This is a genomic window from Metabacillus sediminilitoris, assembly GCF_009720625.1.
Classification (GTDB): Bacteria; Bacillota; Bacilli; order Bacillales; family Bacillaceae; genus Metabacillus; species Metabacillus sediminilitoris.
In genome coordinates this window covers 2459293-2477318 of the sequence record NZ_CP046266.1, presented here as the reverse complement: position 1 = coordinate 2477318, position 18026 = coordinate 2459293, and the positions used below count along the sequence as shown (strand labels likewise).

Annotated in this window: 15 protein-coding genes; 2 read left to right on the top strand and 13 right to left on the bottom strand. The window is 36.9% G+C overall.

Features of this window, described 5'->3' with window-relative positions; genetic code table 11:
* Positions 1-63 precede the first annotated feature (63 nt).
* On the bottom strand, positions 64-603 hold the full coding sequence (locus GMB29_RS11775) for a CBO0543 family protein (RefSeq protein ID WP_227551670.1): 540 nt from the start codon (positions 601-603) through the stop codon (positions 64-66).
* A gap of 290 nt (positions 604-893) precedes the next feature.
* Positions 894-1160, bottom strand: a complete 267-nt coding sequence (locus tag GMB29_RS11770; protein WP_136358804.1) for a CPCC family cysteine-rich protein — start codon at positions 1158-1160, stop codon at positions 894-896.
* A 604-nt stretch (positions 1161-1764) separates the two neighbouring features.
* Between GMB29_RS11770 and sleB the strand changes: the two genes are divergently transcribed.
* The gene (gene sleB / locus GMB29_RS11765; RefSeq protein ID WP_406600328.1) at positions 1765-2496 is read left to right on the top strand and encodes a spore cortex-lytic enzyme; all 732 of its coding nucleotides are present in this window, start codon (positions 1765-1767) and stop codon (positions 2494-2496) included.
* Between the two features lie 272 nt (positions 2497-2768).
* On the opposite strand, the gene ltrA is transcribed toward sleB, so the two are convergent.
* The 11 genes from ltrA to GMB29_RS11710 all read right to left on the bottom strand — a co-directional run bounded on the left by ltrA (position 2769) and on the right by GMB29_RS11710 (position 16702).
* On the bottom strand, positions 2769-4097 hold the full coding sequence (gene ltrA, locus GMB29_RS11760) for a group II intron reverse transcriptase/maturase (protein WP_155443888.1): 1329 nt from the start codon (positions 4095-4097) through the stop codon (positions 2769-2771).
* A gap of 584 nt (positions 4098-4681) precedes the next feature.
* Positions 4682-5695 carry a DUF3231 family protein gene (locus GMB29_RS11755; RefSeq protein ID WP_136358696.1) on the bottom strand — a complete coding sequence of 338 codons (1014 nt, stop codon included), beginning with the start codon at positions 5693-5695 and terminating at the stop codon, positions 4682-4684.
* A gap of 314 nt (positions 5696-6009) precedes the next feature.
* Entirely contained in the window at positions 6010-7482 is a 1473-nt protein-coding gene (locus GMB29_RS11750) for a helix-turn-helix transcriptional regulator (RefSeq protein ID WP_136358694.1), read from the bottom strand.
* 198 nt (positions 7483-7680) lie between these two features.
* Positions 7681-8124, bottom strand: coding sequence for a histidine utilization transcription antiterminator HutP (hutP, locus tag GMB29_RS11745; RefSeq protein WP_136358692.1), 444 nt, complete (start codon positions 8122-8124; stop codon positions 7681-7683).
* A 234-nt stretch (positions 8125-8358) separates the two neighbouring features.
* Complete coding sequence (locus GMB29_RS11740; RefSeq protein ID WP_136358690.1) at positions 8359-9672, bottom strand: four-carbon acid sugar kinase family protein; 1314 nt, start codon at positions 9670-9672, stop codon at positions 8359-8361.
* A 199-nt stretch (positions 9673-9871) separates the two neighbouring features.
* Positions 9872-10531, bottom strand: a complete 660-nt coding sequence (locus tag GMB29_RS11735) for a class II aldolase/adducin family protein (RefSeq protein ID WP_136358688.1) — start codon at positions 10529-10531, stop codon at positions 9872-9874.
* 134 nt (positions 10532-10665) lie between these two features.
* Positions 10666-11982 (bottom strand): CitMHS family transporter, encoded by a 1317-nt coding sequence (locus GMB29_RS11730; protein WP_136358686.1) that lies wholly within the window; start codon positions 11980-11982, stop codon positions 10666-10668.
* Positions 11983-12556: 574 nt separating this feature from the next.
* A complete protein-coding gene (locus GMB29_RS11725; protein WP_136358684.1) occupies positions 12557-13321 on the bottom strand; it encodes an SDR family NAD(P)-dependent oxidoreductase in 765 nt (254 codons plus the stop codon).
* Between the two features lie 54 nt (positions 13322-13375).
* Positions 13376-14563, bottom strand: coding sequence for an iron-containing alcohol dehydrogenase (locus GMB29_RS11720; protein ID WP_136358682.1), 1188 nt, complete (start codon positions 14561-14563; stop codon positions 13376-13378).
* Positions 14564-14576: 13 nt separating this feature from the next.
* On the bottom strand, positions 14577-16025 hold the full coding sequence (locus GMB29_RS11715) for an aldehyde dehydrogenase family protein (RefSeq protein WP_136358680.1): 1449 nt from the start codon (positions 16023-16025) through the stop codon (positions 14577-14579).
* The gene (locus tag GMB29_RS11710; protein WP_136358678.1) at positions 16022-16702 is read right to left on the bottom strand and encodes an aspartate/glutamate racemase family protein; all 681 of its coding nucleotides are present in this window, start codon (positions 16700-16702) and stop codon (positions 16022-16024) included. The genes GMB29_RS11715 and GMB29_RS11710 overlap by 4 nt, the downstream gene beginning before the upstream one ends.
* Before the next feature lie 196 nt (positions 16703-16898).
* Between GMB29_RS11710 and GMB29_RS11705 the strand changes: the two genes are divergently transcribed.
* Positions 16899-17786 carry a LysR family transcriptional regulator gene (locus GMB29_RS11705; protein ID WP_136358676.1) on the top strand — a complete coding sequence of 296 codons (888 nt, stop codon included), beginning with the start codon at positions 16899-16901 and terminating at the stop codon, positions 17784-17786.
* The last annotated feature ends 240 nt before the right edge of the window (positions 17787-18026 follow it).

Genomic DNA, 18026 nt, shown 5'->3' with positions numbered 1-18026 from the left:
AGAAAAAGGCTTCCGTTTGTGCAGCCAGATCTTTAAGAATCGCACCCGATAGTTTAATAAGCGTCATTTACTGAACTTAAAAGGAATATTAAAGTAATTTATTAAGAAGATGATAATTAATAAAGATATGATATAAGCTCGGAATGGTTTAAACTGATGCAGTGCAATTACTGAAAACATGACAATATCAAATAAAAAAGAATACCAAAATTTCCATCCATTTTGATAAGAGATTCTTCCGAACACCAATAATGTCCACTCAAAAATAATGTAAATTCCAGACCAAATCAATATGTAAAATGCTCGTTTAAACAATCCCTCTGGAAAATGGGAAAGAAATAGCAAGAGACTAACAGGCATCGTGATTAAAGCATATACAATTACGACCATTTCATGTCCGTATAAAAAATCAGGGTGGAACTTCCATAAGGTATTTTCTTTTACAATATATTCGTACAGTAATCCTCCCGTGGCAATAAAAAACATACTGGCATGGTATTGTCTCCAGTTTTTCCAGTTTCCCCACTTAAAGGAAGCTACAATAGTTAGAACCGCAATAGCGACGTGCATTAAAACAAACCCTTTCGAGTGTTTTACTAACATCATCCCCTATTTATTGAGAATTAATGTAAATGCATCAAGCTGATTAATATTGATTAGCTAGTTGGCGGTGAACAATGCTTCTTTATTACACACTTCTACCCCGTTATTTGAATAAGAAAATGCGATCCTTAATATACAGCTACATCTTTGTTCTACAAATTCTTCAATCATTCCAGTATTCCTTTTTCAATTATCTGGCCCTAAAATGAAATAAGCGCTGATCCTTGTTCCAGGATAGCGCCCGATTATTGAAGATCACTAAAGCTTCTAGTTTAGCTCTATAACTTTTTCTAAATAAACGGTTTCCAATGAGGTTCTTTTATATCTTTCTTATTTGGCTTCCTTACAAATTCAATACAGTCCTCATCACATGCTCCAAACTTAATGAAGTTCTTCTGTGCTTGCCTTAATGAAACTCCATTTGCTCCGTCTTCGTAATCAGGATCTCGAAATTGTAAACCGTCATCTTCCCAAAAGCATATCCTGCAAATTGCATATGTATCAGTTGGTTCTTCATTTAATGATTTATATCCACAGCAAGGACAAGTATATTTCATACAAAACCCCTTCCACTTCATAATTAAAGTATAAACAGTTAATCCAGATGTGATTAAAACACTGATTTTAATCATATTTTTTATTAGACTACTTAAACCAAACTTATTTCATTGAACGAAATAATCAAGGCAATTATTAATATAGGACAAATAAGGCAGCAATTTTGTAAAAATATGTCGATGTCGAACAGTTTTTTGATATTCTTTTTTTTCGTACTGTTCTGTACTTGATTTTAAGGATTCTTCTATTAAAAGTTGAAATAGATAGAGAATGACCAATGGAAAAACTGATAAGAAGTTATTAAAAGATTAATAACCAAAAAAATGGACTGTTGAAACAGTCCATTTTTTTTCAATTCTTGCTCCCTATAATTGAAGAACATTTATTTATTGATTTTTAATTTTAGATAAAAGTTTCTTTTGTACTCTATAAAGACCGAAAAATGCCTTCAATTCTTCTTAATACGGTAAGAGATATTTTCAACCGGTTGCTCTTTTTATGGTTGCTCACTTTTCGTTTTATTGCAGCTGATTGATCCTTTGATTGAATAAAAATTTACTCCCTACAAAAAATAACAATATGTTAATGATCAGGAGGAAAATAATGAGCAATATGATAAAGAAGAAACATATATTTATTCTTTTAGTCATTTTTTTAAGTGGAACGATTTTAACACTCCAGGAAAGCAACACTGATGCCTTTACAAATCAAGTTATTCAACGGGGGGCAGTTGGGGATGATGTAATTGAGTTGCAATCTCGTCTAGAGTATATTGGCTTTTACAAGGGGGGAATTGATGGTGTTTTTGGCTGGGGGACATATTGGGCGCTTCGGAATTTTCAATCTGAATTCGGACTCCCAGTCGATGGGGTAGCAGGTTTAAAAACGAGGCAAAAGCTAGTTAATGTGACGAAATATGATTACACTAAGGGGGCTGATCAAGCTCAAAAATCAACAGCCATTAATGTTCCAGCAGGATTTTCTCAAAATGACATTCAACTCATTGCAAATGCTGTTCATGGAGAAGCACGGGGTGAACCATATATTGGACAAGTTGCGGTCGCAGCTGTTATTTTAAATCGTGTTAAGAGCCCGACATTTCCTAATACAGTATCTGGTGTTATCTTTGAACCGTTGGCTTTTACTGCGGTGGCTGATGGACAAATTTGGCTGACTCCTAATGAAACATCAAAAAAAGCTGTACTTGATGCCATTAATGGCTGGGACCCTACAGAAAATGCGCTTTATTATTTTAATCCTGATACGGCAACAAGTAGTTGGATATGGGGAAGACCGCAAATAAAACAAATTGGGAAACATATTTTTTGTAGATAGGATGATAGATGAATTTTGAATCAATTTGTGAATTAAAATACGATAATTTATAAATTATCAAGACCTAAAATGTAAAAAATCATAAAAAAAGGGTGGTACATATTAGTCATGTATAATATGTACCACCCTTTTCAAAATCTACACTATTACAGGGGCACTCTGCTAATAAGTCGAGTAGAAGGGGGCCTTTCTACCTTACGGTAAATTGTACTCCATCCCCTCACAGAACCGTGCTTGCACTATTAATGCACACGGCTCCTCCTAGTCATCGTTCACAGAATGTAGCTAATTTCTTTTCTTAAATCATATATATTCACTTTAATTTTCGGTGAAGGTAGTGGATATTTATCAAGAAATAGTCTGAATTTATCCCATGTAAAGGATTTCCTTTGACTTCTTCTATTGAGCCATTTAAACAGTAAGTTCTCGATTTTATCTTTGAAGTTGCTAACATTTAGGGTATTATCAGTTATGCAATAATAGTTGTAATAACCTATAAGCGAGCGTCTAAATCTGTCCATGATCATATGAATATCTTTATTTCTATTCTTCTTCAGCCATTCTTTAGACTCTTTTAGTTTACCTTGGACTTTCTTCCTACTGGATTTCCGTTTCACCCGAAATTTCCCTTGTTTGCTTTTCCCGCAATAGTGTGTAAAGCCTAGGAAATCAAAGGTCGCTGGTTTACTATTTCCCTTTTGTTTTGCATATTTCTCAGCAAACCGCCCGAAGGGAATAATTTTGGTTTTATCCTCGGCAATTTCCAAGTTAAATTTCTTTAATCTACATTTTAATGATTGGAAGAATTCCTGAGCTTCGCTCTGATATTGAAAACAGCACACAAAGTCATCTGCATACCTTACTATATATGCCTGCCCCTTGCATTGTTTCTTGACCTTTTTCTCAAACCATAAGTCGAGGACATAATGGAGATACACATTGGCTAATACCGGAGATATTACTCCACCTTGCGGTGTGCCATTGTCTGTTTTGTATTTCTTACCTTCCTCCATGTATCCACCTTTAAGAAACCTACCAATTATTCTTAATAGGTTGGGGTCAGCAATTCGCAGTTTTAAGAACTCCATCATCCATTTGTGGTCAACGTTGTCAAAGAATCCTTTAATATCGACATCAACTACATAATTTACTGATCTCTTTTCAATATAGAAGTTCAGTATTTTCAAAGCATCATGGCAACTACGGTTAGGACGAAACCCAAAGGAACAATCTAGAAAATCATTTTCAAAGATGGTATTTAGTATCTTTGTAATGCCTTTTTGAACAATCTTGTCTTCGTGTTCCGGTATTCCTAATGGTCTTTTCTTATTTGAATTGAGCTTCGGAATATACATTCTCCTTACTGGAACAGGACGATAACTTTTGCTTTTAAGCCTACTTACTAACTCCTCTATGTTTTCTTCTAAATTTTCACCGTATTTCTCTTTAGTTGTACCGTTAATCCCGGTTGCTTTCCTATTGGGTAGTTCATGATGACATTGAGCTAGTACTTGCTTATTTAATAAATGTGCAAGTGATGTGAATTTCATTTTAGGATCAGATTTTGCTAATTCTGCTATCCTTAGTAGTTTTGTTTCCATTTAGTTATACCTACCTCTGTGTGTAGTAAATGTGTCCCTAGCAAGGGTGATAACTAGGTAGCAGCCTTTCCTCCATCGGCATTACCCAACTTCATTGGTACTACGCCGCTATCCGACTCCCTACATCGGCATTTGGTTTCCTTGCTTTTTATCGCTTGTACACCATACTCTTCTAAAAAAAGAAAAGACCGGTAGGGTCTCCCAAGTTGCCGTATCATATCAATGTATAACGTGCCAAGGTCTATGACTCCAGAGAGGTTTTACCCTTCTTGCCTTTATCGAAAGATAAAATGTAGCTTTCTGCAGCGCTTAAAGCATCAGCCCTCTCGATTTACAATCATTATGGAGCTCAATCCCTTCAACCAGTTGGCTTTCGGCCCGCCACCTAACTGTCTACGCTTAAAGACTAAAGTTACCTTTAGTCCTCCAAGACTCTACGAGCGAATGGCTAGTTCTTACTCGACGGGAATCCCACCCGTTATATGATACGACCTAAGCTTGGCCGCACAAGCGCCTGATTCTTGAAGATCACTAAATCTACTGGTTTAGGTCAATAAAGTTTCTTTTTCATTCTTCAAATTATTCTAACCTTTTGCCAAATCTTCACGATTGATAGCTTTTGGTGGTTGTTCCATCCAACCATGGTCAATCATAATATTAGCAGCGTCTTCTACATATAGCCCAATATCCAAATGGAATTCAGTATACATTTTAGCAATATCTTTCCTTCCATTAAGTGATATTGCATTTGCAATAGATCTAATTCTCATGGAAAACATTTCTATTTTATGCCATAACATTAATTTATCAGAAAAAGGAGAAATTGTTGAAATACTCACTAGGTCATCCAATAATGGATGAGATGGTAAGTTCTCTTTATGTAATTGTTGTGCATAGGCCTCTATTTGTTTATTAGTCATTTCCACTCCTCTTAAAAAAAACTTTTGAATTTCCTCCGTTTTAGCTACTTGACTAAAACCAATTAATAAAGCCCTACTTGTAACATTATTTTCAATATTATCATAAAGATGGGTAATTTCTAATGCATGAAGAGATCTAATATTTCCAAAAAACCCATTTAAATAATTTTGTTTTCTTATAAAATCTACTTTTTCTGGTGTCGGAATTTGTGGTGGTTTTATATATAATCCTTTTGCTATTAATAAATCATTAATTTCAGTTATTAAATTTACTGTAGAGTTAAAGATATTGATAAAAAATTCTCTTATATCTTCTCTTGTCATTATAGGAATAGCAATTGAATAAATGCTCATCCCTGCTTTACACGTATATTTCAAGTAATGAAGATAAAAATCATCTAAAAATAACCTTGGGGCAGTTAAGTTCACATCTTCATCCGTAAATCCAATCGGTATAGGAAAGTTGTCTTTCATAAATATTTCTTTAATATTTTCCACAATTTTCTCACTTAAATTCAGGGCGTTTTCTACAACCTTTTTGATATCTTGGTCATCGATATGTTGAAGATAATAACTAAGAACACACTTTGACAAAGTATTCCCCGTATAAGTTGTCCAAAGCTTTCCCATTTCGGCTGATGTTAATTTTCCATTCACATTTTTGGTATTATCCATCATATGACTTATCCTCCTATATTAAATCTATAAATAAAAGTATTCCCTAAATTATTCAAGAATATGGCCCGATTGTTTAATAGAATGACTCGTATTTTTTATAAATTTTATTACTTTATAAACGACTTTATTGTAAATGAAACAACTTTTTTGTCCCTTAACAAATCGTTTAACAATCTGGATCTCTATAAGTTTAGTTTATGTAAAAGAAGAACATGTCCTTAAATATGAATCGTCATAGTCTTCAGCCTTGAACTTTGTACATCCTGCCCTGCAAAAACAAAAAAGAAAAGCCTAAACTTCTCTAAAGCCTTCAATCATATCCCTGACCGAAAAGCCAATGGTGTGCATCCTTCCAGCTGCTTGAACTTAGCATTAAAATAGGTTTGATGAGAATATCCTGTTAACCGTGAAATTTCGTCTAACGGTAAATCGGATTCATGTAATAGGCGTTTCGCTTCTCGAATGCGTACTTGATGCAGTGTATCTCGGAAGGATTGTCCTGATTCAGTTGCAAAACGGCGGCTTAGTGTGCTTTTATTGATGCGAAGCACGTCAGCACATGCCGCTAAATTCCACTGAGCATCCCAATAGTTTGATTCAATCAGCGCCTTTACTTTTTCCACTAACGTCCCTCTGCCTTCTTGACCTTCATCATGACCAGATTCTAGTAATTGTGTCGTAAACGTAAGCAACTCTGAAACGATTTGGTAAATCACTGGCTTTTGGATAATATGCTGAAAAATATGATGATAGGCCGTTTCCCATTCTGCTTCCTGCCTCTTGTAGGCTTTCATATAGCGGCGAATTTGCGCGAGAACGCTAGTAAGCCGGATTCGAACCATAGATGGACTCGGATACGGTTTTCGATAGGTGAAAAATTCATGCTCCACCCACTCCCGAATCGCTTTTGTATCCCGCTTCTCAAGCATTTCGATCCATTGGCGCTGCTCAAGCGGTGTAAGTAAGGGATCCATATCCAACCAGCCTGACCATTCATTTTCTGCCAAAATAATATCATATCCTTCGAAAAAGACTTGTTCAGTTAGCTGCTTTGTATGTTGATAAACATCTTTTATCGTACCTTTTTCAGTTGATGTATTGATAACAAGGGCAAGCGGCTCCTCCATCTGATCCTTCCAGTGTGTCAGAAAAGTACGGTATTCTTCCATAAGCAGGATCGATTCTTCCGTTTCATGGATCCCGAATATGAACTCAGATACGGCAAAAAATCGATGCTTTCCCGTAAAGTGATAGCCTTGTAACGTATCATGGACAAGGGGCAGTGTGTGTCCATGCGGCGTCAAAAAGGCCGACATAATGACAGGTTTTGGATGAGTGTGTTCCGCTAAGAAAAAATCAACGTAATCAATGCCAACAACACTTTCTGGTTTTTCCATTTTACGATTTGGTGATTGCTGCTGCTCGTTTCTGATTTGAAACCGTAATTGCTGAATTTGTTTGATTAAATCTGTCGGAGAAAACGGGCGAAACAAAATATCCTCTGCATGTAAGCGAAGTCCGCGATAGGCAACTTGAAAAACCCTCTCAGATGAAATACCGAGCCAGCGGATTTTGTTCGTTTGTAACGTATCCTTTAGCGTCTCATCATCCAAAGACCATTTATCCATATCTAAAATAAGAAAATCCGGCTTATCACGTCCAAGCGCCTTGGAAAGCTCTATTAGATCATCCCATATCGTCAATTGAATGCCTGTTAAATGTGATTGAACAATCCAGCGTATTCCCTGTGCTTCAAGTGAATCCTTTGCCACCATATAAATTTTCATTGGCAATCACCTCGTATTTATTAAAAATCAACATTATGTGATTTGAACAAAATCAGTTTTACTAGTTTAGTAGTAAGATAACATGATCCATTTCCCCATCTTTAAGTAAAGGCACAAAGAAAAGGGGACTATATCCATGTCATCACTAAAAAATGATTTCACGATATCCCCCCTTTTACTTCAAATCCTTTGGATAAATTATATGTGATTTATTCCTAAACCAATCGTTTCATGTTCAGAGCCTTTAACAGGTGCACCTATTGTGCCATATAAGGAAACAGCAATCCAATCTCCCTCTTGCTCATTATCATATGGGTTTCCCCGTAAAATCGCAAAAGATAAACCAACTGTTCTTAGTACAGTACCTAATTGCACTTGACCCCTTGTTACGCCATGCAGTGCTTCAATAATCGCATGGTATAATGCATGTGATTCACGATACACGTCCGACTGGATAATCCCATTTTTCTTAGCAGCTGTTTCAATTGCTGCTACTACTTTATGCGCATCCATCGAACCAACTTTTCCTGTACATCCCTTCCAATTCGACTGCTCGAGCTTTGCGAGTTGTTCAGTTGAATCCTCAGAGAGTAAAAGAAGTGTCGCATGTCGACCTATACGACGATCTTTATGTAATGCCATATAAACAACTCTTTCTTTTTTTAAATTATATTGACATATTAAATAACTAGATTCATTGTAAGCGCTTCACAAAAAGGTGTCAACATAAGTTTATAAATTTAACAAAATAACAAAATGGAAAACTAGTTCGTTTACCTTTAAATATAGTTTGCTGCTTAAGAAATTCACTCAAAATTTCCCCTATGGATATTTAATTCTTTTTCCATTTGCAGCAACTCGTTCTATCATGGTAACTTATATTTTCTCCACAAATGTTCCTTTTTTAATGGAAAGCTCCTTCAAATGGGCAATAGCACGAACTAGAAAATCGGGTTTACCAAAACTTCCGGATTTTAAGACGATTAACATGTGACGTCCCACAGCCAATCCAGATGGTAAACCAGTCTCAATCTCGCTAAGTACATAGTTCCCTTTTATTCCTAATTTTCGGCTGACAGTTCCGGAAGTATCTCCACCCGCTACTATCAATCTCTTTAAACCAGTGGCATTTGCAATCTGTCCTGTAACATCAGCCAACATTGCCGATACCATTTTACTTATTGTTAAAGGATCGATCTTTCGTTTCAAACCCATTTCCTTTGTTTCCAAAACGACTTCTTCTCGATTATTTGCCATAATTAATATGTCTTTACCTTGTCTTAAAAGTAGCTGAGCTTCCTCAAAAACACGTCTTACTTCTTTCTCACAATCTGCAGGACTAAAAACGTTGCGAGAATCTAGTACAACACAAGGAACCCCACTAGAGATAAGAGTGTTGGTCTGTGCTTTCGTCTGAGGGGTTAAACTACCAGAGACTACTAAAACGCCAAGGTCATCCGTTATATCTAGATTCGTTAAGGAATGATTTATCGGCTGAACTTGCATGAACTTAGGCAGCTCCTCAGCAATGGCAGAGCTTCCAGCAAGAACTTTATAATCATGAACGGCTTCTGCAACAATTGTTAAATCTGCCTGTGATTCGCTATCAATAATACAGTAGTTGAAATCCTTCCGTTTCTCCTCAATGGCTTTTCGTAAAACTGTTGCTCCTTGTCTGACTGTCTCAAGATCTACAAACGTTACTTTTCGATTCGTTTGACCTTGCAATATATTGACCAGATTCGACTGATTCATTGGGTGTACTGGATCGTGATAAAATTCTGAGTTTTCCAAAAGTTTTCCATACACTGTATGGATCGCATTTTTTGTTTGTCTTCCGTTTTTAGGAAATGCAAGACTGATAACAGCAAATTCCTCACCAAGAGCATCTAGCATGGCATCAAATTCTTTTCCTATATTTCCACGAAAGACGGAACATGTCTTGTTAAAGTATAAAGAACAATCCATCTTCTGCAATGCTTTTGTAGCTTTATATACTTTTTCATAACTAAGGTCCGGGGAATCTAAACGACTGTCCGTATCAATAATCATGACATTCGAATCCACTTCAAAGTTGTTAACTTCATCATAAGATGCAATTTTTACAGAATATTGATTTTTTCGAAACATTACCCCTATATCATTTGCACCAGTCGTATCATCTGCAACAACACCTATTGTTTTTATCACATCTATTCCTCTTTTCTATCAAAAAGATATTTTATGCTCTAGTATAGACAATAAAATTAGGGTACTTGTATGCACTGGATTCAGTCATTCTTGCTCCCACTAAATGCTGGTCGTTAATGCTAATACATCACAATGATTTTATTGCCCCTGTTATGCTCAGGCTATATACACCACGCCTAGAAGCATCATCCAATGTTTCTCAATTAGTAGTCTTGCCGACTAATCTTTTTCTCGGCTTGTAATGGGAATCTTCCAGAAAACCTTGGACAGTTTTTTCCGGAATTCTCCTCAACTGAACTCCTGACTCTTTTGCTTTTAAAATCATCCGGCAGGTCATTTCTAATGTTTCTAGTCTCATCCGCGCTTCAGAAATACTATCATCAAATACGACAACCCCATGATTTCGCATCATAATAATATTTGCTTCTGGAGCTTTTTCACTTACTTCATCTGCTAGCTCTTGTGACCCCGGATGATAATAATCCACATAAGCGATGTTTTCGAGATAATACATCGTTTCTATAAACAATTCAGAAAGAATTGGTTCGTTGCTGCATGCAAACAAGGTTGTATAAAATGGCGAAGAATGCAAAATGGCATTTACATCTTTACGTTCACGGTAAATTCCAAGATGCATCGGTGTTTCTTTTGAAGCTTTTCTTGCACCTATTTTTTCACCTGTATCAATTCGGCACTCTACAAAGTCCTCCATGCATAAATCTTCCATAAATGTTCCAGATGCTGTAATGACCATTCGATTTTCATCAACACGAGCACTAATATTCCCTGATGTTCCCCAGGCTAAGTGATTGGACATCAGGTAATGACCGGTCGTAATTAGTTGTTGTTTTTCATCCATCATAATTTCTCCGCTTCTATTCTATTAAGGACCTTTCTTTTCAGAAGGACCTTAGTATTTTGTCTTTTCCTTATAAGTAACACATTCTTTTATTCTCATTCACTCCTAAATGAGAGGAGCTAAAATCTATTAAATTACCATGCGATTGAAATAGCCCCTGTAATCAAGGCAAACACGATGAACATAAGTGATAGAATTGTAACCGGAATAAGAGCATAGCGTTGAAATTGCCCTAAATCCCTTCTAACAAGCTCTAATAAGACCCATAATGGGGCTGAAGTAGGTCCCATAGAGTGCAATGGCTGCCCAATTACTGCCGCTCTCGCTATTTCTATTGAATCAATCCCATATTGTGAAGCTGATTGTGCTAGAACAGGCAAAGCACCAAAAAAGAAAGCGTCATTTGACATTAGGAAACTTAACGGTAAGCTGATCAAAGCAACGATAAGTGTAAAGAAAGGTCCAAATGAATCAGGAACAATTGTCAGAAGATCCGATGCCATTGAATCGACCATTTTTGTCTCAGATAAAATACCTGTAAAAATCCCTGCACCTAACACCAGCATAACGACAGGTACAGCATGACTGGCATGTTCTTTAATAACGGGCTTTTGTTTAGCAAGATTAGGATGATTGACTGAAAGAGCAATAACAAAACCTATGATAAATAAAACAGGTAGTGGTGCTAATCCTAGTACAAGGGCTACCATAAGTGTAAGCGTTAACAGAAAATTGAACCAAACGAACTTAAAATTCTTACCTTGTTCTTCCTCAACAGCTGCTGCTAGTTCATGATTCGTTTCAAATTCTTTATTAAATTTCTCGATTTGGATAATACCGATTCTTTTTCTCTCCATCCTTCCCATTATATATGCAGTCAGAATAATCCAGGCTGATCCGCATAAAATGGCAGGAATGAGTGGTGAAAAGTATTCTGTAGCATCAAGTCCTAATACACTAATCCCTCTTGTCGCTGCTCCACCCCACGGTGTCATACCTGAAATCGTTCCTAAAGACATTACTGCTATTGTAGCTAGTATTAATGGATTGATACCTATTCTTTTATAAATTGGTAACATGGCAGAACAAATAATCATGTAACTAGTGGTTCCATCTCCATCCAAGGCCACTAGTAAAGCTAGAATGGCTGTTCCTATGATAATTTTTACAGGATCACCTTTAGCCACTTGTAAAATCTTCCTGGAAACTGGGTCAAATAAACCTGCATTCATCATAATTCCAAAATATAATACAGCGAACAAAAGAAGCACAGCAGTAGGTGCTACAAGCTTGATTCCTTCTAACATCATGGGGCCTAAATCCTTGCCAAATCCGCCTATTATCGCAAATATAGTGGGAGATACAACAATAGCAACAAACGCCGACATACGATTGGTCATAACCAAAAACATGAAAAGTATAATAGTTGCAAATCCTAATATAGATAACATATTTGACCTCACTTTTAATGTATTTGTTTTCGAATCACATTTAACTAGTAGTCTTTTTTTAAGGCTGTTTACGTAAACTTTGTTACTTTTAACTAGGATTACGTGTGGTTGATTTCTGCTCCAGGCTGCTCGCTTTCCGCGGGGCGTGCGGTGAGCCTCGTACCTTCCGCTCTAAAAACCTATCAATGTTTACCTACACAAAAACTATTTATTATACTAAAATCTATTAGAGAAAAGTCTTTTTTAATAAAATAAAACCAACCTCAAAGATTCTTTTTAGATGATCGATTTCTACCTGTTCTCAATTGGAATCATTTAATTACGATTACTTTCAGTGTGAACCCAATGTAAGCGCGACCATAAATTACCTACAACAAATCTATTGAACAATCCCCTATCACTTAAAATGATTGACTATATTCTTACATGATTAAGCGTCTAATTTATATACATAGCTTCCAGATTAAAATACTCTCTATTCTATTAAGGTGGGAACACACCTCCTTAAAAAATGTTTTTAAGGAGGTGATTCCAACATATCCTCAAGGATATCTCAAGTAAGGTTTTTTCAATTTTATATAGCTGTCCATCCACCATCTACACGAATCGTTTCCCCTGTAATAAAATTAGCCATATCCGAAGCCAAAAATAGTACCGCACCCGTTACATCATCCGGTTTAGCCAATGTTCCCAACGGAATACGACTTAATACATCCTGATAAAAGCCTTGATCATCAAACATTTTTTTCGTAAAATCCGTTTCAATAAAAGTTGGCGCAACCGCATTTACCTTTATTTGGTGTTCAGCCCATTCGATTGCCAGTGCCTTTGTCATCTGTACTGCCCCGCCTTTACTTGAACAATAGGCAGCACGTTTGATATAGCCTACAAAAGCCATCTGCGAAACAATATTAATGATCTTACCTGCCGTACGTTGTTCAGTCATATACTTCCCCGCCCGTTGTGAGCAGAAAAAGGTGCCTTTTAAATTCGTATCCAACACACGATCCCAATCTTCTTCGGTTACTTCTAATACAGGTTTAGGAATGTTAATGCCAGCATTATTGATCAGTACATCAATCTGACCCAGACGATCATTTGCAGAATCAATCATGTTGTAAATTTCGTGAACGTTTTGTATATCAGCTGTTAGGTAAAAACAGTTTGGATTAAACTCCTTTAGTTCCTCTGTTGTTATACGGAGATCTTCTTTGTTCCTACCCGTAATGACAACATCGGATCCCAATTTAGCAAAAGCAAGAGCAATATCTTTGCCAATTCCTTTGCTTCCTCCAACAACAATCACTTTCTTCCCTTCTAGTTCAGAAAAATAAGTCATTTCTTTTCCTCCCGCATACCTATTAAAAAGATGGAGTTCAGATAAAGAGTAAGATTAAATGGTGACAAAAGATGGTGTCTCCACTGAACCGTACGCTTCTTCATAAATTTTTTGAATTTCTTTTACTGTCAACCACCTTGGATTATTATTAAGCAAACGATCTACTTTGCTTGCTTCTTCAGCAAGTCCAGGGATATCTGCTGGAGTAACACCTACATCCTTCAGACTTGCAGGAATGCCTACATCTTTTGATAATTTCGCTAACGCATGAACAGCACGATCTGCAGCTTCCCGTAGTGATAACCCTTCCACATTTTCTCCCATCGCGCCAGCTACTTCTGCAAATTTCTCTAAATCAGCGACTGCATTATATTTCATGACAAATGATAATAAGAGAGAATTAGCGACTCCATGTGGAACTTTAAATTTCCCACCTAGAGGGTAAGCAAGTGCATGCACCGCTCCAACTCCTGCATTTCCAAGAGAAATACCTGCAAGTAAGCTTCCCATTGCCATGTCTTCACGTGCTTTTACATCCTTTCCGTTATAAACAGCTTTACGAAGAGAACGGGAAATGAGCTTTATGGCTTGCAAGGCAATTCCATCTGTTAGTTCGTCTGCGCGAATGGCGGTGTAGGATTCAACAGCATGAACAAGTGCGTCCATCCCTGTTGCTGCAGTAACTGCAGGAGGAACCGTCAAGGTCAGCTCGGCATCCACAATCGCTACCTTAGGAAGCAAATAAGGACTGACAATTCCCTTTTTCACCATATCACGCGTATCTGTAAAAATAGCATTATACGTAACTTCCGAACCTGTACCAGAAGTTGTAGGAACTAGAATCGTAGGCACCCCTGGGTTACCAATTTTTTCGATTCCGACCATATCACGAACATTCCCCTTATTCGTCAGCATGACAGAGAGTACTTTCGTGATATCTAGCGCACTTCCTCCGCCAACTCCAACAAGTAAGTCATATCCTTTGCCTTCCATTTGAGTAACCATTTGTTCTAAGTTTTCAAAAGGAGGTTCCGGTACGACATCATCAATAATATCTGCTCCGAGGCCTACAGCCTTCAATGGCTCAGTCACTTTGGACAGTAATCCGGTTTGACGAATAATCTTATCTGTTACGATAATCACTTTCGTTGCGTTCAATTTTTTGGCTTGTTCTCCAATTTGTGCAATAGAACCTGTTCCGGTAATTAGCGTTTCCGCTGTACGAAAAAATGTAGTACCCATGTTAAATTCCTCCTTATCCTAATTTGATCCCCACAAATTTGATCTCGGTCATATCTTCAATGGCATATTTTACGCCTTCTTTTCCTATACCACTTAATTTCACGCCTCCGTATGGATAGTTATCTTGGCGATAAGTTGACGTCTCATTAATCCAAACGCCACCAGTTTCAAGACCGTCAGCAACTCTCATTGCGCGGTTTATATCTGATGTAAACACACCAGCTTGCAGTCCAAACACTGAATCATTCGCCATTGCAATCACTTCTTCTTCTGTATCAAACGGAATAACCGAAACGATCGGTGCAAAGGTTTCTTCACATACTACTTTCATGTCCGGAGTAACATCGACAAGGACTGTTGGCTCAAGCAATGTCCCTTCTCGATTACCACCTGTTGCAACCTTTGCTCCTGCTTTTACGGCTTCCTGAATCCACTCTTGGGCACGAATTACTTCCTTTTCACTAATCATTGGTCCAATATCCGTTGTTTCTTCCATTGGATTACCGAGGACTAATTTTTCTACAAGAGATACATATTGATTTAAAAATGTTTGATACACTTCACGCTGCACATAAATACGCTGAGCTGAAATACAAATTTGGCCTGAGAAAGCAAAGGCTCCACGGACGAGCCCAGTAGATGCTGCATTCAAATCGCCATCGTTGAAAATAATGTTTGGAGAGTTTGATCCAAGTTCCAATGTTACTTTTTTCAATCCGGCTTGCTGACAAAGTTTCATCCCTACAGATGGACTTCCTGTAAATGTAACCTTACTAATGCGAGGGTCAGTTACTAGAACATCACCTATTTCTGAACCGTTTCCAATCACTAAATTTAGAGCACCCTTAGGCAGTCCAGCTTCTTCGAAAAGTTTGACAAGCATATAAGAGGAAAGAGGCGTTTTTCCCGCTGGTTTTAATACAACAGTATTTCCTGCTGCAAAGGCAGGAGCTAGTTTATGCAATGCAAGATTTAACGGAAAATTGAAAGGTGTGATGGCTGATATAACACCAATTGGATGGCGGCGAACCATCCCAATTCGATTTTCACCACCAATCGCAGCATCCATCGGCACGAGCTCACCTTCAATTTTTTTCGCTTCATCTGCAGCGAAGCGAAGAACTTGGACTGCACGTCCTACTTCACCTCTTCCATCACGGATTGGTTTACCTGCCTCTAAGCCAAGGATTCTTGCAAATTCTTCTGTTCTTTCTTCTAATAATTCAGCCGTTTTACGAAGAATATCCGCTCGTCGATATGCCGGCATTTTCTTCATTGTTTCATGAAAAACTTGATATGCTGTTTCAATCGCTTTTTTAGTATCCTCTTGTGAAGCTAAATGTACTTTTCCAACGACTTCTCCATTAAATGGGCTAATGACTTCCAACGTCTTTTCTTCTGCTTGGGTAACTTCTTTGCCATTTATAATGGAAGTAGCTTTCATTAATTCAACATTTATCATATAACGATCCTCCTTTTTGTTATTTCAGCGATAATTGATTTAACGCTAATTTCAGGACTTGTTAAGATTGGTACTGTAGTAAAATCGAGCGTTTCCAATGCTCTTACCATACTAAATTGTGCAAACAGAATGACATCACAATCACGATTTAACTCCTGTACCTTTTGGTGTATTAACTCGTCATGTTTTGAACGATTCCCATTTTGCAAAGCATGAAATGCTTTTGGAATAATCACTGTTTGAATGATGACATCCTTCTGTTTATTTGAAGAAATGGTTTCCAGCAATGTTTTTGTTGTTGGCCCTGCTGCTTCTACTGTAGCAATGACTCCAATTCGATTCCCCATATCTATTGCTTTTTCCAACATACTTAAATCCGCACTTAATACGGGTATTTCAAATAAGTGGCTTATTTCAGCAACGACTGGAGTAAAAGATGAACAAGTTAATAGAACTCCTTCTACACCACCCATCACTGCTTTTTCTACCAAATTCAATAAACGTCGGGCCATATTTCTTGTCACAATTCCAGTTTCATTCAATTCATAAATAAGACTTTCATCCATAAAGTTCACCAGTGTAACTTGTGGTGCATGAACTTGAAAAGCGTCTAAAATTGGCTGAACTGAGTTCATCGTCGCATGGATAAGTCCGATTCTATACTCTTCACCTGACAATGTACTACCTCCTGATCAATGTTGAATTCGCTTTCAAACAGTGCATTCATAAAGCCATTGGACTTATTTAAATGACATTCGAAAATTTAGGTGTTAATAAGTGTGAATTAAATGTATTATAATTTTAGAAATTAATAAAATATTGAATTTCTATAATATTCAATAGATTTTTTCGATATCAAGGAGGGATCTTCCCATGGATAAAAAAGACTGGCTTATTTTACAAACGGTTTATGCTGAAAAAAATATTACAAAAGCTGCTGAGCTTCTATATATTTCCCAACCTACTCTAACGTACCGCTTACAACAAATTGAAAAAGAATTTGACATTAAACTGTTTTATAGAGGAAGAAGAGGGGTTGATTTTACCGAACAGGGGGAATTATTGGTCAAATATGCCAAAGATATGCTTAAGCAACAGCAAGAAATGGAGGAATTGCTGTGGAATTCAGGAAACGAGGTCCGTGGAACATTACGATTAAGTGTTTCAAGAACATTTGCTTTTTACAGACTGCCACAAATTCTAAAAGCTTTTAATGAAAAGTTTCCTAAAGTTGAATTTCATGTTAATACCGGTGTAAACATAGACGTCGTTCAATCCATTTATAAACAGGAGGCACATATTGGTATCGTGAGAGGTGACCACAGTTGGCCAAGTAAAAAAATAACGATTACAGAAGAAAACATTACAATTCTTTCATCCGAAGAAATAGATTTAACAGATCTTCCCTCAAAACGAAGAATTAGTTATAAAACTGATCCCACCCTGGAAATGGTCATTGACAACTGGTGGAAGGAACATTTTTCTACTCCCCCAATCAGTAATATGAATGTTGATAATGTAGAAATAGCAAAAAGAATGGTTCTTAACGGACTTGGTTATTGTATTGCACCAAGTATTGTTTTAGAGAAAAACGATAAGTTACACAAAATCTTTTTAAGTGATACAACTGGCTCTCCAATCATTTGGAAAACTCGTATTTTATATCGTGAGGAACTTATGGAGTTAGCGATGGTAAGAGAATTCGTTCATTTTCTTCAGGAATACCACTGCCATTACTTTGAAAATGAATCTCTCAATTGAAAACTTAGGTAAGTACTTTATTTATTAGTCATTTGATTTAAAAAGCTTTTATGCACTTCTGATATTTTTGGTTAGCGAGAGTGAGGGATATTTGCTTACGCAATATATACTAGAAGCACCCTGATTTCCACATATTCTTTCTCGCCAATAACATTCCAAATATCATGTTTCTCTTGTCTGAAATGATCGTTGAAATGTTTATTTTTTTAACCGTAATATTTCATGCTTTAAGGTTCATTA